Raw genomic sequence first — 19,551 nt, forward strand, 5'->3', positions numbered from 1 at the left:
GCCGGCACCGCGCCCCGACTACTTCGCCGGCGTCTCCAGCTTGAACCCCATCGCCTCGCGGTAACGTTGGTACAACGCGCTGACCTTCTCCACGTAGGCGAGCGTTTCGGCATACGGCGGCACGCCCTTGTAGCGCGTCACCGCGCCGATGCCGGCGTTGTAGGCCGCCGCGGCCAGGGTGCGGTCGCCCTTGTAGCGTTTCAGCAGCGCCTTCATGTAGCGCGCCCCACCGTTGATCGACTGTTCGGCGGAGAGCGGGTCGGCCACGCCGAATTCGGTGGCGGTATCGGGCATCAGCTGCATCACGCCCTGGGCGCCCTTGGGCGACACCGCGCCGGCATCGAAGCCGCTTTCGGCATGCGCGATCGCGCGCAGCCATGCATCGTCCACGCCGGTGGCCTTGGCCGCGGCCTTGAACTGCCTGGCGTGGCGGTTGAGCTGCGGCGTGCCTACCTTGCCCAGCCCTTCATGGGCCGGCTCGCCCGGCGGGGTGGCCACGGTGAACTTCAGGAACACCCGCGAGCCGGGCAGGTTGCGCGTGGAATACACCATCGCCCCGTCCTGCTCGCGCTCGTACAAGGTGCCGCTGAACACGCCCATGTTGCCCCAGAGGTTGGGGGTCTGCACCGCGTTGTCATCCACCTGCTGGGCGGTGCAGCGCGAGCCGGGTTCCGGCGCGGTCGCCAGGCTGACCGTGTTGTTCTGCACGCAGCGGTACACCGTGCGCGCCGCCACCGGCCAGGGCAGCAGCAACGACAACAGGGCCAACGCGGCAGGCAGGGTCGGTTTCATGGGCTCGGTTCGGGGCACGCAGGTCGTGCGGCGCGATCATCCGGCGGTGGCCGCGAACCGAAGGTGAATACCGGGCCCGCCGCCATGGCGGGCCCGGGGCGCGTCAGCGACCGCCGCCCGCCAGGCGCTTGCCGGCGTAGCCCAGGCCCAGCAGCAGGAACCACAGCGGGCTGATCGCCAGCGCGTACAGGGTGTCCGGCTGCAGGGTCAGCAGCACCAGCACGAAGCCGAAGAACGCCAGGCAGACCACGCACATGGCGATGCCGCCGGGCATCTTGAACCGCGAGGCCGCATGCAGGTCCGGGCGCCGGCGGCGGTACACGATGTACGAGCACAGGATCAGCGACCACACGAACATGAACAGCACCGCCGCCAGCGTGGTGACCAGGGTGAAGGCGGTGACCAGGTTGGGGATCAGGTAGATCAGCATCGCCCCCAGCAGCAGGCAGACGCAGGAGAACAACAGCCCGCGCGCCGGCACCGCCGCCCGCGACAGGCGCGCGAACATGCCCGGGGCGTGCCCCTCCTCGGCCAGGCCGTACATCATCCGGCTGGTCGAGAAGATGCCGCTGTTGGCCGACGAGGTGGCCGAGGTGAGCACCACGAAGTTGATCAGGCTGGCCGCGGCCGGGATGCCGGCCAGCACGAACAGCTCCACGAACGGGCTCTTGCCCGGCACCACCTCGCGCCACGGGGTGACCGCCATGATCGCGATCAGCGCCAGCACGTAGAACACGATGATGCGGATCGGGATCGAGTTGATGGCCTTGGGCAGGTTGCGCTCGGGGTCGGCGGTTTCGGCGGCCGTGGTGCCCACCAGCTCGATGCCGACGAAGGCGAAGACCGCGATCTGGAACCCGGCGAAGAAGCCGGCCAGGCCCATCGGGAACATGCCGCCGTCATTCCACAGGTTGGCGAACGAGGCCTGGTGGCCCGACGGCGCGGTGAAGCCCCACGCCACCAGCCCGAAGCCGGTGATGATCAGCGCGCAGATGGCGATGATCTTGATCAGCGCGAACCAGAACTCCATTTCGCCGAACAGCTTGACCGTCACCAGGTTCAGGCTGAGCAGCAGGATCACGCACAGCAGCGCCGGTATCCAGGGCGCCAGGTCGGGAAACCAGAACTGCGCGTAGGCGGCGATGGCGATCACATCGGCGATCGCGGTGATGATCCAGCAGAACCAGTAGGTCCATCCACAGAAGAACCCGGCCCAGGGGCCCAGCAGGTCGGTGGAGAAGTCGATGAAGGACTTGTACGCCAGGTTGGACAGCAGCAGCTCGCCCATCGCGCGCATCACGAAGAACAGCATCGCGCCGATGATCAGGTAGACCAGGATGATCGACGGGCCGGCCAGGCTGATGGTCTTGCCCGATCCCATGAACAGCCCGGTGCCGATGGCCCCGCCAATGGCGATCAGCTGCAGGTGGCGGTTGGAGAGGCTGCGCCGGAGGTGGTCGGGGGGAACGGTCGGATCGGACATGGATGCGGGCCAGCAGGGCGATGGCTAGGAACATAGAAGAGCGCCGCCGGTTTGACCACTGCCGCGTGCAGGCGGCGTCGGCTTTGCCCCGGCGCCCGGCACCGGCCGGCCCGGCCGGACCTGCCCGGGCGGACGCGTGCGGGGTATTCCGATTCCCATCGCCGCCCGCAAATGGTGATATAGCGCACCGGGGGCATCGATCAGCCGCCGCCGGCCATGGCGTTCGACGTCCCCCACCCTCCCGGCATCGAGGTCTGCTTGAACCGCCCCAGGATCATCGCCGCCACCGTGCTGTTCGCCCTGCTCGGCGCGCTCGTGCCGATCGCCTCGGTGGCCTATGCCACCTGGAGCCGGGCCACCGATGCCGAGCACGACCGCCTGCAGGTCACCGCCGAACGCACCCTGCTGCGCGCCCACCGCGCGTACGAGACCGGGCTGGTGGCGCTGCGCCGGCTCAACCAGAGCACCCTGCCACCGTGTTCGCCCGAGCACCTGCAGCTCATGCGCAGCCTGACCCTGGGCACCCGCTCGGCCGAGCAGATCGGCTACTTCGAGGACGGGCGGCTGCGCTGCACCTCGTGGGGGATGATGGACAACCACGTGCCCGAGCCGACCCCGGACCACATCACCGCCGATGGCGCCGGCATCACCCTGGACGTGCACCCGATCGCCGGCGATGGCACCGCCCTGATTGCGGTCAAGCTGGACCGGTACGACATCCTGATGGATCCCGAACGCTTCGTGGATGTCATCACCGACCCGAACGTCCGCCTGGCCGTTGCCAGCCCGGACGGGCGCCTGATCGCCCAGCAGGCCATCCTCGACCAGCAGCTTCTGCAGCGCCTGCTGCGCGAACCGCACAGCGGCATGGACGGCCACACCCTGTACGCCACCGCCCAGGACCAGGAGTGGCTGGCCATCGCCACCGCGCCGCGTACCGACCTGATCGCCAGCTTCCGCCAGCAGTTCCGCCAGTTCATCCCGCTGGGCGTGCTGGGCGCGCTGGCGGCGGTGGGCGGAGTGGTCTGGCTGTCGCGCCGACGGTTGTCGCTGCCGGCCGAGCTGGCCACCGCGGTGCGCCGGCGCGAGTTCTTCATGCACTACCAACCCATCATCGAGCTGGACACCGGCATCTGCATCGGCGCCGAGTCGCTGGTGCGCTGGGCACGCCCCGATGGCACCCAGGTGCGCCCGGACCTGTTCATCCCCCTGGCCGAAGAACACGGCCTGATCGACGCGCTCACCGACCAGGTGATCGAGCGGGTGATCGAGGACATGCGCGATCTGCTGGTCCAGGACCGCAGCGTGCACATCGCCATCAACCTGTCCGCCAGCGATGTCAGCAGCGGGCGGGCGCTGAAGGTGCTCACGCGCCAGTTGGCCGGCACCGACATCCATCCCCAGCAGATCTGGCTGGAAGCCACCGAGCGGGGCTTCATCGATGTGCAGCGCGCGCGCAACACCCTGGCGGTCGCGCGCCGCGCCGGGCACTGCGTGGCCATCGATGACTTCGGCGTGGGCTATTCCAGCCTGCAGTATCTGCAGCAGTTGCCGCTGGACGCGCTGAAGATCGACAAGTCCTTCATCGATGCCATCGGCACCGACAGCGCCACCAGCCCGGTCACCTCGCACATCATCGACATGGCCAAGACGCTGGGCCTGTCCATCGTCGCCGAAGGCATCGAAACCCCGGCCCAGCTTGCCTACCTGCAGGCGCGCCAGGTCGACTTCGGCCAAGGCTGGCTGTTCTCCCGGCCCTTGCCACCGGACGCCTTCATCGCCTTCCACCACCAGCGCCTGCAGCAATACGGCAAGGCGCCGGAAAACATGCAGAACCCCAACAACGCCGTCGAGGACTGAGCGCGCGCGCCTTCATTCGTCGGCGATGCCCGCCAACGCCAATACCCAGCGTGGCACCTTGGGTTCGCCGGCATAGAAACTGCGCGGCTTGCCCTCGGCCATCGCCCAGCGGTGGATCCAGCTGATGCCGCCGGCGCCGTTGTAGCCATCGGCGTGCGCGTAGACCGGGTCCTGCAGCGCCTGTTCGAGGGCGATGAACGTATAGCCGCGGCGCCGGGTGGCCGCGATCAGCTCGCCGATGCTGTCGGCGTTCAACGCATTGGCGTGCATCAGCCATACCTGGGCCGGCAAGCGCCCGAACAGCTGCCGCGACTGATCCTCGTAGTAGTCGAGCTTGTTGAGCATGTAGGGCACGTAGCCACGCCGCAGCTGCCGCAGGCGCGCCTCGCGCAGCGCCGGATCGGTCTCGGTATCGCGCACGTGGTCGTAGGCGAACGCCCAGATCCATTCGCTGTTGTCCACCGTCACCGGCGCGATCCGGTAACCGTGCTGGTCCAGGAAGGCCGCCAGCGCGGCGCGTTGCTGTGGCGTGCGCCCCGCGCGCAGGTAAGGATGGCGGAACCAGCGCGGCGCCTGGCCGCGCTCGGCCAACAACGGGCGCAGGGTCTTCTCCCCGTCGAGGATGTCCTGCTCGTAGGCCTCCAGCCCGATCGCGTGCAGGTCGACATGGCCACGCGTGTGGTTGCCCAGTTCCAACCCGGCATCGCGCCAGTCGCGCAGCATCTGCACGCGTGCCGGCTGCACCTGGCCGCCCTGCTCCAGTTTGACCTCGTTGACGAAGCCCACCACCGGCACCTGCGCGGCGGTCAGCGCGGCCAGCAGTTGCGCATAGCGCTGCGCCAGTTCCGGGTCGTTGCGCTCATCCAGCCGCTGCCAGGGCAGATCGTCGATGGTCAGCGCGATGCGCTGGTCCGGCGCTGCCTGCACCACGCCGGCCACGGCCAGCATGCCCATTCCCATCCATCGCAACACGGTACGGCGCACGCCAGACTCCAACCCCTCATCCAGATCCCAGCATAGCGCCCCATCCCGACCCGTTGTTTTCAACGCAAGGCGATAGCGCCGGGCCATGCCCGGCGGCCGTTCCCTGTCAGTGCACGGCGGGCGCCCAGGCACGCGGCCGCCGCACCACCACCATCAGCGTCATCACCAGCAACACCAGCAGCACGCCCGGCAGCCAGCGTTCGCCCAGGGTTTCCAGCATCACCCCGCCCACCACGCCACCGATGGCGATGGCCAGGTTCCAGCCGGTCACCACGAACGACTGCGCGATGTCGCCCGCCGCCCCGGCGCGGCGTGCCACGGCGGTCTGGAACTGGGTCGCCACGCCACCAAAGGCCACGCCCCACAGCACCGTGCCCAGCACCAGCACCCACGGCGAGCTCGGCCACAGCGCGAACGCCGTGGCCGCCAGGGCGAAGGCCACCGTACTGGCGATCACCAGCACGCGCAGCCAGCGGTCCACCCAGATCCCGGTGATCCAGATGCCCAGCAGCGCGGCCACGCCGAACACCAGCAGCAGGCGGTCCAGCCACGGCGCGGCACCGGCCAGCGCGGCGAACGGTTCGATGTAGGTGTACAGCACGTTGTGCGCCAGGACGTACAGGAACATCGTCAGCAGCGCCGCGCGCATGCCCGGCAGCCGCCACACATCCCCCAGCCGCTGCCGCGCCCCCGCGCCCGGTGCCGACAACGCCGGCAATGCCAACCGCGCCCACAGCAGCAGGCCCACGCTGAGCAGCGACATCAACCCGAATGCCCAGCGCCAGCCGATGGTCTGGCCCAGCAACGTGCCGGCCGGGATGCCCAACGACAACGCCAGCGGCGTGCCCACCATCGCCACCGCGATGGCGCGGCCCTGCAGCCGCGGCACCACCATGCGGCTGGCATAGCCGGCCACCAGCGACCACAGCAGGCCCGCGCTGATCCCGGCGATGAAGCGCGCCACCAGCATCACCGCGTAGTGGTGGGTGAAGGCGGTGAGGGTGTTGACCACCACGAAGCCGGCGATCGAGGCCATCAGCAGCGGGCGACGCGGCAGGCGCTGGGTCAGCGCGGTCATCGGCAGGGCCGCCACCAGAGAGCCGATCGCATAGATGGTCACCAACTGGCCCACCAGCGCGCGGCTCACGCCCAGGTCGGCGCTCATCGGCGACAGCAGGCCGGCCGGCAACGCCTCGGTCAGGATGGTCACAAAGCCCGCGCAGGCCAGGGCCAGCAATCCCGCCAGCGGCAGGCGCGCGGACGCGGCCGACTCGACCGCCAGTGCGGCGGTGCCAGCGTCTCCATGCATGCCTGCGCCACTCATGCCGACACCTCCAGCGCGGCGTACACCGCATCGCGCAATTGCTCGACGAACGCGCCGTGCATGCCTTCGTACAAGGTATTGGTGAGGGCCACCACGCTCAGCCCACGCGCCGGGTCCACGAACCAGCTGTGCCCGTACGCGCCGCCCCAGCGCCAGCTGCCGGGCGCCTGCGGCGTGGCCGTCGGACCGGCGGCGTCCAGTACCGCAAAGCCCAGTCCGAAGCCCCAGCCCGGCGCATCCGGCGGTCCCTGCTCGCCCACCTGCGCGCGCGCCATCGCCGCCACGGCCGTCGCCGGCAACCAATCGCGGCGCGACTCCCCACGCAACGCCTCGAGCAGGCGCATGACGTCGTCGGCCGTGCCGACCATGCCGCCGCCCGCCGAGGCGAACGCCGCCGGATCGCTTGCACGGGCCAGGCTGTAACGGATGCCGGCGCTGCCCTCGAACGGCGCCACCACCTCGCCCTCGGCCAGCCGGTGCGGCTGCGGCGTGTCGGTGACATAAGGCGTGACCAACCGCGCCGGGCTGTCGGTATGGAAGCCGGTGTCCTGCATCCCCAGCGGCAGGCTCACCTGCTCGCGCACCACCTGCGCCAGCGGCACGCCGGTGGCCGCCTCCAGCAGCGCGCCAGCCACGTCCACGCCCAGCGAGTACCGCCACGCCGTACCCGGCGCGAACAGCAGCGGCACCCGTGCGATCCGCTGCAGGTTCTCGCGCAGGCTGACCGGGCTGTCATCCATGCCGTCGCTGACGCCCGCCCGTGCATGCGGGCCGTCGGCGTCGGCATCCAGGAAGCGGTAGCCCAGCCCCGCGCTGTGACTGAGCAGATGGCGCAGGGTGATGTCCGGGCGGCCGCCGTCGGCCAGCGCCGGGCGGAAGTCGGGCAGCCAGTCGGTGATCGGCGCATCCAGCGACAGCAGGCCCTGCGCCACCAACCGCATCGCCGCGGCGGTCACGATCGGCTTGCTGACCGAGGCCAGCCGGAACAGCGCATCGCGCGGCATTGACCGCTGCCGCTCGCGATCGGCCCAACCGCTGGCGCTGGCGTGGACGAGCTGGCCGTGCCGGCGCACCAGCACCACCGCGCCCACGATCTGGTGGCGGGCATGGGCGGCAGACAGCACGGCATCGACCGGCGCCAGGCGCGGATCGGCAGCGGCAACGGCAGGGAGGTCCAGGACGGAGGACATGGGGGACGGTCCAGCAGGAGGGGAGCGCCATCCTCGGCCTTCACTGCCCCGGCAAACACCCAGGCAGCGCTCCAGACATTCCGGACACCAGATTCCGCAATGATGGAGAACCCCATACCAGCAAGGGATCTGGCGGAGGGCCGTCCCGACGCACCACTGCGTCCCATCTCGAGGGGCGCCAGTGGCCCCAGGGCGGCTAAAGTGGCCGCTTTCCCCCTTGGTACGGCCATGTCCGCGCTGGAAAACCTGGGCAACCTGCAAACCTTCGTGCACGTGGCCGACACCCGCAGCTTCGTCGAGACCGGGCGCCTGCTCGGTGTGTCCGCCTCGGCCACGGGCAAGACCGTCACCCGGCTGGAACAGGCCTTGGGCGTGCGCCTGTTCCACCGCAGCACGCGCAGCGTCACTCTCACCGCCGAGGGCGAGCGCTTCCTGCTGCGCTGCCGGCGCATCCTCGACGAGCTCGACGCCGGCCGGACCGAACTGGCCCAGCAGGCGGCCGCTCCCTGCGGCACGCTGCGGTTGAGCCTGCCGCTGGTCGGCGACCTGTCGCTGCCGATCCTGTCCGACTTCATGGCCGCCTATCCGGGCATTCGCCTGGAGCTGGATTTCGACGACCGCATGGTCGATGTGATCGAAGAGGGGTTCGACGCCGTGCTGCGGGTCGGCGAGCCCTCCGACTCGCGGCTCAGCGCACGCCGGCTCGGGGTATTCCCGCGTTATCTGGTCGCCTCGCCGGATTACCTGGCGCGGCGCGGCGTCCCGCAGACACCGTCGGACCTGCTGCAGCACGACTGCCTGCACTACCGCTTTCCCACCAGCGGCAAACTGGAACCGTGGCCGCTCCCGCGCGAACCCGGCGCGCCCGCGCTGGAGCTGCCGGTGGCGATGGTCTCCAACACCATCGAAGCGCGCCTGGCGTTCGCCCTGGCCGGGCGCGGCATCGGCTACATCCCCGAGCACTCGGTCCGCGAGGCGTTGGCCGACGGCCGCCTGGTGCGCGTGCTGCCCGAGCAGATCCATGCCTGCGGCACCTTCCACCTGCTGTGGCCCTCGGGCCGCCACGTGCTGCCCAAGCTGCGGGTGTTCATCGATTTCGTCAGCGCCCGGCTCACCGGCGTGAGCTGCTGAACAGCCGGCATTCACCGCCCGCGGCCGCGGCAAACCTATACTGGCCGCGCGACAGCCAGTCGCCTGTGTAATGAGGTATGCCCGCATGCGCCATTGATGCCCCGCCGTCGCCAGACGGCCAGTGACCTTCCCGCCTTCGCGGGGAGCATCCACGGCATCCATGGAGGTCGCATGACCGCATTCTCGCTCACGCTCGACCGCGTGACCTGCACCCTGCCCGATGGGCGGGTCCTGTTTTCCGATATCAGCACCCAGTTCGATACCACTCCGACCGGCCTGGTCGGCCGCAACGGTGTGGGCAAGAGCGTGCTCGCTGGCCTGCTCGCGGGTCAGCGCACACCCAGCAGCGGGCAGGTCCAACGCCAGGGCCGGGTCCACCTGCTGGCGCAGCACGCCGGGCCACCGGCCGGCAGCATTGCCGCCCTCGCCGGGGTCGCCCCGCTGCTGCACGCCCTGGCCCGCATCGAGGCCGGCAGCGTCGATCCGGACGATTTCGCCACGGTCGGCGAGCGCTGGGACATCCGCGACCAACTGCAGGCGCAGTGGACGCGGCTGGGCCTGCCCGCGCTGGATCCGGTACGCCCGGCGGCCTCGCTCAGCGGTGGCCAGGCCATGCAGGTGGCGCTGGCCGGTGCCCTGTTGTCCAACGCCGATGTGCTCATCCTGGACGAGCCCAGCAACCACCTCGACAGCACCCACCGCACCCGCCTGCTCGACGCCCTGGCCGGGTGGCGCGGTGGCCTGATCGTGATCAGCCACGACCGCAGCGTGCTCGGCGCGATGCAGCGCATCGTCGAACTCTCCCCGGCCGGGCTGCGCAGCTATGGCGGCAACTACGACTTGTATGCAGGCCAGAAACAGGACGAACGCGCCGCTGCCGATGCGGTGCTTGCGCTGCGCCGGCGCGAGCGTCGCCAACTGCAGAACGATCAGCGCGAACAACGCGAGCGCATCGAGCACCGCCAGTCACGCGCGCAGCGCACGGCCCGCACCGCCAACCAGGCACCGATCCTGCTCGGTGGCATGAAGAACCGCAGCGAGAACAGCACCGGGCGCTGGCAGGCCCGGCAGGTAGAGCGCGCTGCCAGCGTGGACGCGCGCGTGCGCGACGCTGCCGCACAGGTGGAGGAGGCGGTGGAGATCGCGCTGCTGGCGCCCACCCTGGCCGATCCCGGTCCGCAGCGCGTGGCCGAACTGGTCGACGTACGGCTGCCGTGGGTGGCGCCGCCGTGGCAGCGCATAAGCATGTCCGTGCAGCGCGGCCAGCGCATCGGCGTGCGGGGCCGCAACGGCAGCGGCAAGTCGACGCTGCTGCGGCTGCTTGCCGGGCAGCTCGGCGCCGAGGCCGGCCAGTGCACGGTGGCTGCGCGCACGGCGCTGCTCGACCAGTCGCTGTCCGCGTTGCCGGCCCAGGCCACGGCCCTGTCACTGCTGCAGGACGCGCATCCCGACGCCAGCGAGGCAACCCTGCGCACCCAACTCGCCCTGCTCGGCCTGGCGGGCGATCGCTGCCTGCGTCCGCTGTCCACCCTCAGCGGCGGCGAGCGCCTGAAGACCGCGCTGGCCGCCGTGCTGTATGCCCGCGATCCGCCGCAGTTGCTGCTGCTGGATGAGCCGGGCAACCACCTCGACCTGCCTTCGCTGGCCGCGCTGGAGCAGATGCTCACCCGATACCCCGGCACGCTGATGATCGTGTCCCACGACCCGGCGCTGCTCGATGCGGTCGGCGTGAGCCACTACCTGGACGCGGCCGAGGCAGGCTGGGCGCTGACGGCGGTGTAGGCAGTATGTCGGCGTGGTCGGGTCACCCGCGCGACCACGCCGGGACGGCATCGGGCAGCAACTGCCACAACATCGGCCCGGCCCGCATCTCCGCATCGGTCAGCAGACAGGCGCCGAACGCCGCACGCACCGTGCGCTCATCCATTTCCACCCCGATCAGCGCCAGCGCCTGGCGGCGATCGCCCCACCACGGGTGCCACATCCGGCGCATCGCCTGGTCCGGCCGGCGTCGTCCATCTTTTTCTCCATGCCCGGCATCGGCGCGGTCCAGCACGCTGCCGGTTGGCGTACCCAGCCCAGCTCGGTATACGGCACCCGCGGCGCCGGCAGCAGCGGGGAGGTGTCTTCCAACCCGGCCGCCACCCGCGTGCGCGCGACATGCCAGACGCCGGCCGGTGCGGTCCGGGGGCCGCGTCCACGCCGGACAGCGCGCCACCCGGTCCACGCGGTTGGCCAGCATGGCAAGGCGGGCATCGGACACGCATTTGAAATGTTACTATATAACATTCACTGATCCCGGGCCCCCACCCATGAAGCGTGCGTCCACCCTGCTCGATGCGAGCGCCATCGCCCTTTCCAGCCTGTGCCTGCTGCATTGCCTGGCCCTGCCGCTGTTGGCCGCGGCGCTGCCGCTGTTGGGCGTGTGGGCAGAGGCCGAGTGGGTGCACGCGCTGTTCGTGACCATCGCCGCGCCCATGACCGGCTTCGCCCTGTGGCGCGCGCATCGGCAGCAGCGCCTGCCCGCGGCCGCCGTCACCAGCGCCGCAGTGGGGCTGTTGTTGTTACTGGCCGGCGCTGCCGGCTGGCCCAGCCACGACAGCGAAACCCCGATGACCGTTGCCGGCAGCCTGCTGCTGGCCGCCACCCATGCGTGGAATGCGTGGCGCCGTCATCGCCACTGAGCGGACGCGCTATTTGCCGTAGGCGCGCAGCAGCCTGACCAGCACCTGCGCCTCGGCGGCGCGTTCGGCCGGGTCGGTCGGGCTGACCACGTGTTCCTGCAGGTGCTCGTCCAGCAGCGCCATCAGCAGGCCATGCGCCGCGCCGCGTACCGCCGCGGCCTGCACCAGCACGTCCGTGCAATCGGCATCGGTCGACTGCAGCGAGGTTTCCAGCGCGGCCACCTGGCCGGCCATGCGCCGGACCCGGGCCAGCAGCGGGTTTCGTTTGTGTTGGACGTGCGACATGGGGCAGAAGAATATACCCTACGGGGGTATCCCTCAACCGAGCCGTCGTCATGTCCCTCGCCGCTGCCGCCGATGCCCGCAGCCACAGCCACCGCTTCGACGACGGCAATCCGCTGGCCGAGCGCAACACGCGCCGCGCCCTGTGGCTGACCGCCGCCATGATGGGGGTGGAGATCGTGGGCGGCTGGTGGTTCAACTCCATGGCCGTGCTGGCCGACGGCTGGCACATGAGTTCGCATGCACTCGCCCTCGGCCTGGCCGTGTTCGCCTATGCGTGTGCCCGCCGCTACGCGCAGGACCCGCGCTTCGCCTTCGGCACCTGGAAGATCGAGATCCTCGGCGGCTACACCAGCGCGATCGCCCTGCTGGGTGTCGCCCTGCTCATGGCGGTGCAATCGGCGCAGCGGCTGTTCTCCCCCAGCGCCATCCACTACGACCAGGCCATCGCCATCGCGGTGGTCGGCCTGGCGGTGAACCTGCTGTGCGCGTGGTGGCTGCGCGACAGCCACGGCCACGGCCACGATCACGGCCATGCGCACACCGGCCATGCCCACCACGGGCATCACGCGCATGACCATGCCCATGACCACGGCCACGCCGCGCATGCGCAGGACCTCAACCTGCGCTCGGCCTACCTGCACGTCCTCGCCGACGCTGCCACCTCGGTGCTCGCCATCGCCGCACTGGTCGGCGGCAAGTTCTGGGGCGCGGCCTGGCTGGACCCGGTGATGGGACTGGTCGGTGCCGTGCTGGTCACGGTGTGGGCCATCGGCCTGTTGCGCGATACCGGCCGCGTGCTGCTGGATGCGCAGATGGATGCACCGGTGGTGGCCGAAGTGCGCGAGGTGATCGAGCAGGGGCCGTGGCCGGCGCAGCTGGCCGACCTGCACGTGTGGCAGGTGGGTCGCGGCAAGTACGCGGTGGTGGCCAGCGTGGTCACCACGGCAGAGATCAGCGCCGATCAGCTGCGCGCCGCGCTCTCCATCCATGAGGAACTGGTCCACGTCACCGTGGAAGTGAACCGCCTCCCCGCCCCGCTCAGCGGTGCAGCAGCATCGAACCGATGAACAGCGCCAGAGGTGCGGCACCCACCACCGCGCCCACGATCCCCAGCCACGCCCAGCGCTCCTGACGCACCCGCGATCCCAGCGCCGCCAGCAGCGCGACTGCCGCAGAGGCGAGCACGCCGATCGACACGCCGGTGGTGCTCGCGCCGGCAGTCACCCCGTGGTTGGCCCACTGCGCGCCGTACGCCACTGCGGCCCCCAGCGGGAGTGCCGCGAAGCTGAGCAGCCCCAACAACGGCGCGCGTGCGGCCGTCGCCTTCACCGGAGGCCGGCCGACCGTGCCCATGTCGCTGTCGTTGTGCATGCATGCTCCTGACGGGTACATCCCGTGGACCAGCCTCGTTCACTTGTCCGCCGAGTTCAAGCGCGCGCCTGCACACCCCGCGCGGGCCCGCGAGGTCTACACGCCCGCCCGCGCGAGGCGCCCGTACACTCCGGCGACACCCGCCCAGGATGCCCGCCATGCGCCCCGGCCTTTGCCTGTTGCTGCTCGCCCCGCTCCTGCTCAGCGCCTGCCGGAACGGCGACAGTGGCGTGGGCACATTCTCCGCCGACCCGCTGCTGGGCTGCTTTGCCCCCCGTCCACGCACGCCGGCCGAGTTCCGCATCGAACACCAGCAGGGCCAGTACTACGTCACCTTCCGCCGTGACGCGCACTGGCAGCGCGACGACACGGCCCTGCAGGTATCGACCCGCGCCGACATCGGCCGGTTCTTCAAGGACGATGCCGACCAGATCGACAAGGCGCTGGTGCGGCCCACCGGTGGCTTCGGCCTCTTCCACCTCACTCCCGGCGCGACGCTCAAGGGCAAGGCCAAGGACAGCGACTACATGGCCCTGGTGCTCATCGGTGCCGGCCCGGTATTCCAGGTGCGCTGCGACTGACCCCGCGTCGCGGCAGCGGCGAGCCCCGGATATGCAGCTGCCGGCAGCGCCGCCTCGCCACGGCGGTACCCGCAGGCCAGATACCCCACGATGGCCCCCTCCCCAGGGACCGTCGCCTCCCCCGCCAGCAAGCCGGCGTCCGCCCGCTGCCCGCGGCCTCCCATCCCCTCGCCGCCCCAACCGCCAGCGCCAGACCACCGCGTGCCGGCGCGTCCGTGCACCGTGCCACGCGTGCGCCCGCTCCCCGCGCCACCGGCCGCGCCTTCTCCCCCGGCTGCGACCTCAACAACCGTCGCGTGCAGCGCCCCGCGTGCACGCGCGTACAGGGCGGCAGTGTCCGGCCGTACTTCAACATGGCCCCTTGCCCCGGCCACGGCGATGGATCGAGCTGTAGGGCCAGTCCGCCGCGTCACGCACGTGGCCATGTTTGACCGGGTTCTCGTGCACGTACGCCACATGCCGCAGGAAATCCTCCCCGTCCACGATGCGGTGCTCGCGGAAACTGCTGTGCCAGAGCGGTCGCGCACTGCGGTCCCGGCGCAACACCGCGCGCGGCGGCATGCCCGGCAGCTGGCGGTCGAAGATGGCCTGGATCTGGTTCCAGCGCCGGTGCCCGTCATCATCGGCCGCGGGCAGCGTCCACACGCCATGCAGGTGGTCGGGCAATACCACGATCGCATCCAGACGGAACGGCCGCGCCTGCTGTGCCACCCGGAACGCCAGCCGCAGGCCTTGCGCGTGATCGACCAACAGGCGGCTGCGCTGATCGCGCAGGTGCGCACTGAAGAAGTACGCGTTGCCGGGTTGCCAGGGGCGGTGATCGCAGGACATGGCCGCAGTGTGCGATCCATGGCGCGCTGCGAGGATCGGCCTGCGCCTTATCCTGGTTTCGGGCTTGGTCGCACCGGCCTATAGGCATCGCCGCATGCGCCACATCAGACCATGCGGCCACCGCCGTCAGCGCTGCGCCGCCTCGCATGCCATGCGCGCATCGCGGGCGAGGTCGTCCAACAGGTAGTCGTCCTCACGCGCGGTCAGCCGCGCCACGGCCCTGGACGTATCCGGCAGCAGCCGGCGCACCGCCTGGCTGATCGGCAGCGAATAGCTGCGAGGTGCATCGGCGCCACCGGTCGGCGCCTCGCCCACCGTCCACGGCAGCATCATCAGCTTCTGCGAACGCGACGCCAGTACCTGCGCGGGGGCCGTTTCGTACTCGATACGCACGCTGATCACCGGGTCATCGTCGGTCCACACGCCCCCCGCGTAGTAGGCGTCCAACCGCCTGCGCAATGCCGTCACCCCCAGCATCGGCTGCAGGTAGCCCTGGATCCGCGCGATGGTGCAGGTGGGCACCGTATCGGAGGCCGCGATCGGGGCATGCTTCAACACCTGCGCAGGGCGCACGCGGCGCGCCATCTCGGTGACGGCGCGCTGCTGGTTCCAGGCGGGCGCGTCCACTGCCCACAGCAGCTCGGCCACGCGCTGCGCCGGCACGCTGTCGGTACTCGCCTGACCATCGGTAGCGGTCGGCGGCGGCGAGCGTCGCACGAAGCCACGCCGGCCGGGGCCGGGTTGCAGGCGATGCACCTCATCCACGCGATCCCAGCCTGAGTAGCTGTAGCGGATCTCGATCGCACGGATGTCCTGGATCGCCGTCCCGGGCGGTGGCGCATGGCCGCCGCTGCATCCGCCCAGTGCTGCCATGGCGACCAGCAGCAGCGCGCGCCGCAGGGTCATTGCAGGAACTCGACCGGCACGGCAGCGGTGAGCCACACCCCGTTCTGCGTGCAATGGAAGACATGCCCCGCTGCATGCATGCGGCCGGCCTCCACCACCAGGATGTGCACCTTGCCGTGGCGCTGGCCCACGGCCTGGGCGGTGTCGCGGTCGGCCGACAAATGCACGTGGTGGCGCGCGCCAGGCTGCAGCCCCTGCTGACCGATGGATGCCAGGAAACGCGTGGCCGTGCCGTGGTAGAGCTGCGCCGGCGGCACCACCGCTGGCAGGCCCAGGTCCACCGCTACCGAGTGGCCCTGGTTGGCGCGGATGCGCAGGCCATCGTCGCTGAGCGCAAAGCGCTGCTTGTCGCTGCTGCGCACCAGCTCGTCCAGCAGCGCGCGGTCCAGGCGCACGTGCGGCCGTGCCTGGCGCAGCAGGTCCTCGACCCCCACCCAGCCCTGCGCGTCCAGCTGCAGGCCAATGCTCTCGGGCGCGTGGCGCAGTACGCGGCTGAGGAAGCGGCTGGTCGTCTCGGCGTCGGTGCTCATCGTTGGTCCATGTGAAAACAGGTCGAGCGGGCAGCGCCGCACACCGGCGCACTATAGCGGCGCACGACACCGGCCCGAGCCCTCAGGCCCTGTTGCCGCCTTCTCGGGTACGATGCCCACCCCTTGGCCATGCCGCCCACCGGCTGTTCCGCAGCCCCGGCGCCCCCCTCCCGTGCCCCATTACACCGGTCCCCTGCTCACCCGCCCGCTTGCCGAAGCCCTCCTGCGCGCCCGCGACAGTGGCGCCGGCAGCTGGACCGGCTCGCTCGACCTTGCCCGCTCCACCGGCACCGCGACCCTGGCCGCCGACCATTGGACCTGGAAAGAGCAGCGCTACCCCTACCCCGGCAAGACCAAGGACCGCACCCTGTACTACTGGGACGGCGAGGAGTTCCTGGCGGTGTCGCGGTTCGGCACGGCGCTGATCAAGCTGGTGCCCACCGACTGGGATGCGCCCACCTTCGAGATCGACGGCATCAAGATGCTGCCCAGCGCGCAGGTGTCGCCGTTCGAGGACGCACGGCGCAAGGTGGCGCTGATCGCCCCTGCGGGCAAGACCGTGCTGGATACCTGTGGCGGGCTCGGCTACTTCGCCGCGTGCTGCCTGGAAGGCGGCGTCGCCCGCATCCAGTCGTTCGAGAAAAACCCGGACGTGCTCTGGCTGCGCACGCTCAATCCGTGGTCACCCGACCCGGACGCGCCGGTCAGTGGCGGCCGGCTGTCGCTCACCCACGCTGACGTCTCTGTGGCCATCGAGGGCCTGGAAAGCAGTTCGGTGGATGCCATCCTGCACGATCCGCCCCGCTTTGGCATCGCCGGCGAACTGTACTCGCAGGTGTTCTACGACCAGTTGGCACGGGTGATCCGCAAGGGCGGGCGGATGTTCCATTACACCGGCGCGCCCAACAAGCTCACCAGTGGCCGCGACGTGCCGCGCGAGGTGGCCAAGCGGCTGGAGAAGGCGGGCTTCAAGGCCGACCTGGCGCTCGATGGCGTGCTCGCCGTGAAGCGCTGAGCGCGACGCGGCACGCCGGAACCCGAGCGGTCGATGACCGCCCGGGTCAGTCCTCGCGGGGCAGCTTCTTCGCCCACATGTTGTCCACCAGGTTCGGATAGGCGCGGCCGTTCTCCTCGGCCCGCTGCCGCGCGGCCTCTTTCTGGGCCGGCGACAACGGCCGCGACTTGCCCTTGTTGGGCGCCGGCTTCTTCCAAGGGGGCGTGCGAGGCGCGGGCATGATGGCCGTTACTTCTTCAGGAACGCCACCAGCGCCGCGTTGAACTGCTCCGGATGGCTGGCATTGCAGCCATGCGGCGCGTCCTTGAGCACCACGGCCTCGCTACCGGCAATGGCCGCATGCGTGCGCTTGCCCGAGCCCTCGTAGGGCACCGTGCCGTCGCTGTCACCATGCAGCACCAGGGTGGGCACGCTGACCTTCTTCAGATCCTCGCGGAAATCCGTAGTGCCGAAGGCCTTCATGCAGCCCAAGGCCGCGGTCTGGTCGGCCTGCTGGCACAGCTTGATCGCCGCCTGGCGCTCGCTCTCGCTCACCTTCAGCTCGCCCTTGGCGCTGAAGAAATCGGTGGTGAAGTTGTCGAAGAAGCCGTCGCGGTCGCGCTCCAGGTCCTGGCGCATCTGGTCGGCCTTGGACGGGATGAGCGGGCCGTCGGGGTTGTCGGCGGTCTGCAGCATGTACGGCGGCACCGCCGAGGCGAACACCACGCTGTGCAGGCGCTGCTCGCCGTGGCGGGCGATGTAGCGGGCCACTTCGCCGCCGCCCATCGAGAAGCCCACCAGGGTGACATCCTGCAGGCCGAGGTCGTCGATCACCCCCGCCAGATCATCGGCCAGGGTGTCGTACTCATAGCCGTCGGCCGGCTTTTCCGAGCGCCCGAAGCCGCGCCGGTCGTAGGCAATGACGCGGTAGCCGGCATTCTTCAGCACGGGCACCTGCGCCTTCCACGATTCGGCCGAGAGCGGCCAGCCATGGATCAACACCACCGGGCGGCCGGAGCCACCGGTGTCTTCAACGTGCAGCTTGACGCGTGATGCCATGGGGGCGCTCCTGTCGGTCGAATAGGTGGTCGATGCTAGGTGGCGCGGTTGACAGATGTTGTGAAAGAAACGGGTGGGTTGATGACATGGCGTGCACGTTTCACCGGCCAGCGGTGAAAGTAGGGAATATTCCTATTCACGCGCAACGCATCGGCGGGCAAGCTCACCCCTCCTCAGCAACCGACAGCGCCATGTCCCTTATCGGATCCTCGACCGAGCCACACTGGAAGAAGGAGGTTGCCCTGATTGCAACCGCCATTCGTGAGAACAGCCCATTGATCGCAGCGGGCGTGGTGTTCCTCACCAGTGCCTCCATCTACAACTTCTCGAACAGCGAGAAGGTGGCCATCAACGTGATGTCGGCCGAGCTGGTGGCCTCCATCCCGCTCTATTTTTCCATCATCACGCTACTGGTCATACTCCTCAGCTTCAGCCTTGGAATGACCTCGATGGTGACCTTGGAGGGCGCGGCGCGCGATCAACGCGGGCGCCTCCTTGCCGTGCCAATCGTCCCCACTGGCCGTGGTGAGTTCATGACGGCGCCGGTGCGGCGTGCTGCGTTGGTGGCGGCTGGCGCATGGCTGCTTGCCTACTGGTCACCCGCCTTGATCTTCATCGGGCTTGGGCTGATCACCGTTGCCCTCGATGGCGAAGACGCCAGCTATGTCGTGATGATTCTGTTGGGCCTTGCCATGTCAATCGTGGCGATGTCGTGGCTCTCCCTGCGCATCCGTCGTCCGCATAGAAACCGTGCCGTGGGCAAATCGCGCTCCACCCTGCTGCTTGCCGGCGTCGTGCAGAGCATCCTCATGATGACCGCCATCGTGATCGCCATTCGCTACTACAGCGAACAGGGGTACGGTGATTGGGGGATCGCCGCGTGGACGCTGACCGTGACGGCACTCCTGGCCGGGCTGCAGTTCGTCGCCGCACTGGCCATCGCGCGTACCAGCAGCCATGGTGGCGTCCTTCGCCAGTGTGTGATCGGCGGAGCAGTGCTGGTCACGCTGGTGTGCCTGGTTCCGACCACCTCCGTATTCGTTTCGCGATGGGTCTTCAATATCAGTACCACCGGCCCGGTTTCGTGCGTGCAATTGGCGCTTCCCCCAGGCTACAGCGCCAACATCATGACCGACGCGGCCGGCGCGGCGCCCTCAGCGTCGGCGCCGTCCTCGTGGACACAGCCCCTGCGCGTCATCGCGCCCTACGACGATACGGTCCAGGTACGTCTGCGCGATATTCCAGACACCGTGTTCCGGATCAAAAAGGCCGACATCCAAGCGGTACGGGTGTGTCCATCACGCCAGTAGCCCGATGGACCACTGGCGCGTCTCATTATGTGAGACGCGCCAAGCGCAGCATCGTGACCTGATCCAACTCCCGAGGCGGCCCAGATGGACCTTCGCCCGCTATACCCCCGCGCCACCGCGCCCGCAGTCCTCGCGCTGCCCCGCGTGGCCTGCGGCGGCCTCGCCCGCACCTTGCTGCTGCACGGGCTGGGTGCGCACCCGGCGTCGCGGCTTGCCTTGCGCCAGGCGCTGCGCCG

At 69.8% G+C, this 19,551-nt stretch carries 21 protein-coding genes; 8 read left to right on the forward strand and 13 right to left on the reverse strand.

The genetic code is table 11. The features are described from left to right. Positions 1 to 18: 18 nt before the first annotated feature. Together M2421_RS12865 and cycA are read right to left on the reverse strand one after the other, a co-directional pair. Positions 19 to 792, reverse strand: a complete 774-nt coding sequence (locus M2421_RS12865; protein ID WP_259207254.1) for a lytic transglycosylase domain-containing protein — start codon at positions 790 to 792, stop codon at positions 19 to 21. Positions 793 to 895: 103 nt separating this feature from the next. Beyond that, on the reverse strand, positions 896 to 2,275 hold the full coding sequence (gene cycA / locus M2421_RS12870) for a D-serine/D-alanine/glycine transporter (RefSeq protein ID WP_259207255.1): 1,380 nt from the start codon (positions 2,273 to 2,275) through the stop codon (positions 896 to 898). A 258-nt stretch (positions 2,276 to 2,533) separates the two neighbouring features. Between cycA and M2421_RS12875 the strand changes: the two genes are divergently transcribed. Next, positions 2,534 to 4,135: an EAL domain-containing protein gene (locus M2421_RS12875; RefSeq protein WP_259207256.1), complete on the forward strand. Its 1,602-nt coding sequence runs from the start codon at positions 2,534 to 2,536 to the stop codon at positions 4,133 to 4,135. A gap of 12 nt (positions 4,136 to 4,147) precedes the next feature. Here the strand turns inward: M2421_RS12875 and M2421_RS12880 are convergent, their stop codons facing one another. From M2421_RS12880 to M2421_RS12890, 3 genes are all read right to left on the reverse strand, one after another. Then, positions 4,148 to 5,089 (reverse strand): polysaccharide deacetylase family protein, encoded by a 942-nt coding sequence (locus M2421_RS12880; protein ID WP_259207257.1) that lies wholly within the window; start codon positions 5,087 to 5,089, stop codon positions 4,148 to 4,150. A 136-nt stretch (positions 5,090 to 5,225) separates the two neighbouring features. Then, positions 5,226 to 6,428: an MFS transporter gene (locus M2421_RS12885; protein ID WP_259207258.1), complete on the reverse strand. Its 1,203-nt coding sequence runs from the start codon at positions 6,426 to 6,428 to the stop codon at positions 5,226 to 5,228. 11 nt (positions 6,429 to 6,439) lie between these two features. Continuing rightward, entirely contained in the window at positions 6,440 to 7,633 is a 1,194-nt protein-coding gene (locus M2421_RS12890) for a serine hydrolase domain-containing protein (protein WP_259207259.1), read from the reverse strand. Positions 7,634 to 7,861: 228 nt separating this feature from the next. Here M2421_RS12890 and M2421_RS12895 point away from each other — a divergent pair, with 228 nt between their 5' ends. Together M2421_RS12895 and M2421_RS12900 are read left to right on the forward strand one after the other, a co-directional pair. Next, the gene (locus M2421_RS12895) at positions 7,862 to 8,764 is read left to right on the forward strand and encodes a LysR family transcriptional regulator (RefSeq protein ID WP_259207260.1); all 903 of its coding nucleotides are present in this window, start codon (positions 7,862 to 7,864) and stop codon (positions 8,762 to 8,764) included. A 171-nt stretch (positions 8,765 to 8,935) separates the two neighbouring features. After that, a complete protein-coding gene (locus tag M2421_RS12900) occupies positions 8,936 to 10,546 on the forward strand; it encodes an ABC-F family ATP-binding cassette domain-containing protein (protein WP_259207261.1) in 1,611 nt (536 codons plus the stop codon). Positions 10,547 to 10,568: 22 nt separating this feature from the next. Here M2421_RS12900 and M2421_RS12905 read toward each other — a convergent pair whose 3' ends face one another. Next, entirely contained in the window at positions 10,569 to 10,757 is a 189-nt protein-coding gene (locus M2421_RS12905; RefSeq protein ID WP_259207264.1) for a GTP-binding protein, read from the reverse strand. Positions 10,758 to 11,076: 319 nt separating this feature from the next. Here M2421_RS12905 and M2421_RS12910 point away from each other — a divergent pair, with 319 nt between their 5' ends. After that, positions 11,077 to 11,448, forward strand: coding sequence for a MerC family mercury resistance protein (locus M2421_RS12910; RefSeq protein WP_259207266.1), 372 nt, complete (start codon positions 11,077 to 11,079; stop codon positions 11,446 to 11,448). Between the two features lie 9 nt (positions 11,449 to 11,457). Here M2421_RS12910 and M2421_RS12915 read toward each other — a convergent pair whose 3' ends face one another. Then, the gene (locus tag M2421_RS12915) at positions 11,458 to 11,733 is read right to left on the reverse strand and encodes a metal/formaldehyde-sensitive transcriptional repressor (RefSeq protein WP_259207268.1); all 276 of its coding nucleotides are present in this window, start codon (positions 11,731 to 11,733) and stop codon (positions 11,458 to 11,460) included. Between the two features lie 50 nt (positions 11,734 to 11,783). On the opposite strand from M2421_RS12915, the gene dmeF reads away from it, so the two are divergent. Continuing rightward, a complete protein-coding gene (gene dmeF / locus M2421_RS12920; protein WP_259207272.1) occupies positions 11,784 to 12,800 on the forward strand; it encodes a CDF family Co(II)/Ni(II) efflux transporter DmeF in 1,017 nt (338 codons plus the stop codon). On the opposite strand, the gene M2421_RS12925 is transcribed toward dmeF, so the two are convergent. Then, entirely contained in the window at positions 12,772 to 13,104 is a 333-nt protein-coding gene (locus tag M2421_RS12925) for a hypothetical protein (protein WP_259207274.1), read from the reverse strand. The two genes, dmeF and M2421_RS12925, sit on opposite strands and share 29 nt — an antisense overlap. A gap of 158 nt (positions 13,105 to 13,262) precedes the next feature. On the opposite strand from M2421_RS12925, the gene M2421_RS12930 reads away from it, so the two are divergent. Further along, a complete protein-coding gene (locus M2421_RS12930) occupies positions 13,263 to 13,685 on the forward strand; it encodes a hypothetical protein (RefSeq protein WP_259207275.1) in 423 nt (140 codons plus the stop codon). Positions 13,686 to 14,033: 348 nt separating this feature from the next. Here the strand turns inward: M2421_RS12930 and M2421_RS12935 are convergent, their stop codons facing one another. From M2421_RS12935 to M2421_RS12945, 3 genes are all read right to left on the reverse strand, one after another. Next, the gene (locus M2421_RS12935; protein ID WP_259207277.1) at positions 14,034 to 14,516 is read right to left on the reverse strand and encodes a transposase; all 483 of its coding nucleotides are present in this window, start codon (positions 14,514 to 14,516) and stop codon (positions 14,034 to 14,036) included. A gap of 126 nt (positions 14,517 to 14,642) precedes the next feature. Then, positions 14,643 to 15,422: a hypothetical protein gene (locus M2421_RS12940; RefSeq protein ID WP_259207279.1), complete on the reverse strand. Its 780-nt coding sequence runs from the start codon at positions 15,420 to 15,422 to the stop codon at positions 14,643 to 14,645. Next, on the reverse strand, positions 15,419 to 15,952 hold the full coding sequence (locus M2421_RS12945) for an RNA 2'-phosphotransferase (RefSeq protein WP_259207281.1): 534 nt from the start codon (positions 15,950 to 15,952) through the stop codon (positions 15,419 to 15,421). The genes M2421_RS12940 and M2421_RS12945 overlap by 4 nt, the downstream gene beginning before the upstream one ends. 112 nt (positions 15,953 to 16,064) lie before the next feature. Between M2421_RS12945 and M2421_RS12950 the strand changes: the two genes are divergently transcribed. Beyond that, positions 16,065 to 16,967, forward strand: coding sequence for an SAM-dependent methyltransferase (locus M2421_RS12950; RefSeq protein ID WP_259207285.1), 903 nt, complete (start codon positions 16,065 to 16,067; stop codon positions 16,965 to 16,967). A gap of 46 nt (positions 16,968 to 17,013) precedes the next feature. Here the strand turns inward: M2421_RS12950 and M2421_RS12955 are convergent, their stop codons facing one another. Beyond that, positions 17,014 to 17,187: a hypothetical protein gene (locus tag M2421_RS12955; protein ID WP_259207286.1), complete on the reverse strand. Its 174-nt coding sequence runs from the start codon at positions 17,185 to 17,187 to the stop codon at positions 17,014 to 17,016. Positions 17,188 to 17,195: 8 nt separating this feature from the next. Beyond that, positions 17,196 to 18,005, reverse strand: coding sequence for an alpha/beta hydrolase (locus M2421_RS12960; protein ID WP_259207289.1), 810 nt, complete (start codon positions 18,003 to 18,005; stop codon positions 17,196 to 17,198). A gap of 191 nt (positions 18,006 to 18,196) precedes the next feature. Between M2421_RS12960 and M2421_RS12965 the strand changes: the two genes are divergently transcribed. Further along, entirely contained in the window at positions 18,197 to 19,315 is a 1,119-nt protein-coding gene (locus M2421_RS12965; RefSeq protein ID WP_259207296.1) for a hypothetical protein, read from the forward strand. The last annotated feature ends 236 nt before the right edge of the window (positions 19,316 to 19,551 follow it).

The sequence above is a fragment of the Stenotrophomonas sp. BIGb0135 genome, assembly GCF_024810105.1.
Classification (GTDB): domain Bacteria; phylum Pseudomonadota; class Gammaproteobacteria; order Xanthomonadales; family Xanthomonadaceae; genus Stenotrophomonas; species Stenotrophomonas maltophilia_AB.

Bases quoted from the DNA above. Each gene is read 5' to 3' on its own strand.
- M2421_RS12865 (WP_259207254.1), bottom strand. From the start codon at position 792: ATGAAACCGACCCTGCCTGCCGCGTTGGCCCTGTTGTCGTTGCTGCTG.
- cycA (WP_259207255.1), bottom strand. From the start codon at position 2,275: ATGTCCGATCCGACCGTTCCCCCCGACCACCTCCGGCGCAGCCTCTCC.
- M2421_RS12880 (WP_259207257.1), bottom strand. From the start codon at position 5,089: ATGGGCATGCTGGCCGTGGCCGGCGTGGTGCAGGCAGCGCCGGACCAG.
- M2421_RS12885 (WP_259207258.1), bottom strand. From the start codon at position 6,428: ATGCATGGAGACGCTGGCACCGCCGCACTGGCGGTCGAGTCGGCCGCG.
- M2421_RS12890 (WP_259207259.1), bottom strand. From the start codon at position 7,633: ATGTCCTCCGTCCTGGACCTCCCTGCCGTTGCCGCTGCCGATCCGCGC.
- M2421_RS12895 (WP_259207260.1), top strand. From the start codon at position 7,862: ATGTCCGCGCTGGAAAACCTGGGCAACCTGCAAACCTTCGTGCACGTG.
- M2421_RS12900 (WP_259207261.1), top strand. From the start codon at position 8,936: ATGACCGCATTCTCGCTCACGCTCGACCGCGTGACCTGCACCCTGCCC.
- M2421_RS12905 (WP_259207264.1), bottom strand. From the start codon at position 10,757: ATGCGCCGGATGTGGCACCCGTGGTGGGGCGATCGCCGCCAGGCGCTG.
- M2421_RS12910 (WP_259207266.1), top strand. From the start codon at position 11,077: ATGAAGCGTGCGTCCACCCTGCTCGATGCGAGCGCCATCGCCCTTTCC.
- M2421_RS12915 (WP_259207268.1), bottom strand. From the start codon at position 11,733: ATGTCGCACGTCCAACACAAACGAAACCCGCTGCTGGCCCGGGTCCGG.
- dmeF (WP_259207272.1), top strand. From the start codon at position 11,784: ATGTCCCTCGCCGCTGCCGCCGATGCCCGCAGCCACAGCCACCGCTTC.
- M2421_RS12925 (WP_259207274.1), bottom strand. From the start codon at position 13,104: ATGCACAACGACAGCGACATGGGCACGGTCGGCCGGCCTCCGGTGAAG.
- M2421_RS12930 (WP_259207275.1), top strand. From the start codon at position 13,263: ATGCGCCCCGGCCTTTGCCTGTTGCTGCTCGCCCCGCTCCTGCTCAGC.
- M2421_RS12935 (WP_259207277.1), bottom strand. From the start codon at position 14,516: ATGTCCTGCGATCACCGCCCCTGGCAACCCGGCAACGCGTACTTCTTC.
- M2421_RS12940 (WP_259207279.1), bottom strand. From the start codon at position 15,422: ATGACCCTGCGGCGCGCGCTGCTGCTGGTCGCCATGGCAGCACTGGGC.
- M2421_RS12945 (WP_259207281.1), bottom strand. From the start codon at position 15,952: ATGAGCACCGACGCCGAGACGACCAGCCGCTTCCTCAGCCGCGTACTG.
- M2421_RS12950 (WP_259207285.1), top strand. From the start codon at position 16,065: ATGCCCACCCCTTGGCCATGCCGCCCACCGGCTGTTCCGCAGCCCCGG.
- M2421_RS12955 (WP_259207286.1), bottom strand. From the start codon at position 17,187: ATGCCCGCGCCTCGCACGCCCCCTTGGAAGAAGCCGGCGCCCAACAAG.
- M2421_RS12960 (WP_259207289.1), bottom strand. From the start codon at position 18,005: ATGGCATCACGCGTCAAGCTGCACGTTGAAGACACCGGTGGCTCCGGC.
- M2421_RS12965 (WP_259207296.1), top strand. From the start codon at position 18,197: ATGTCCCTTATCGGATCCTCGACCGAGCCACACTGGAAGAAGGAGGTT.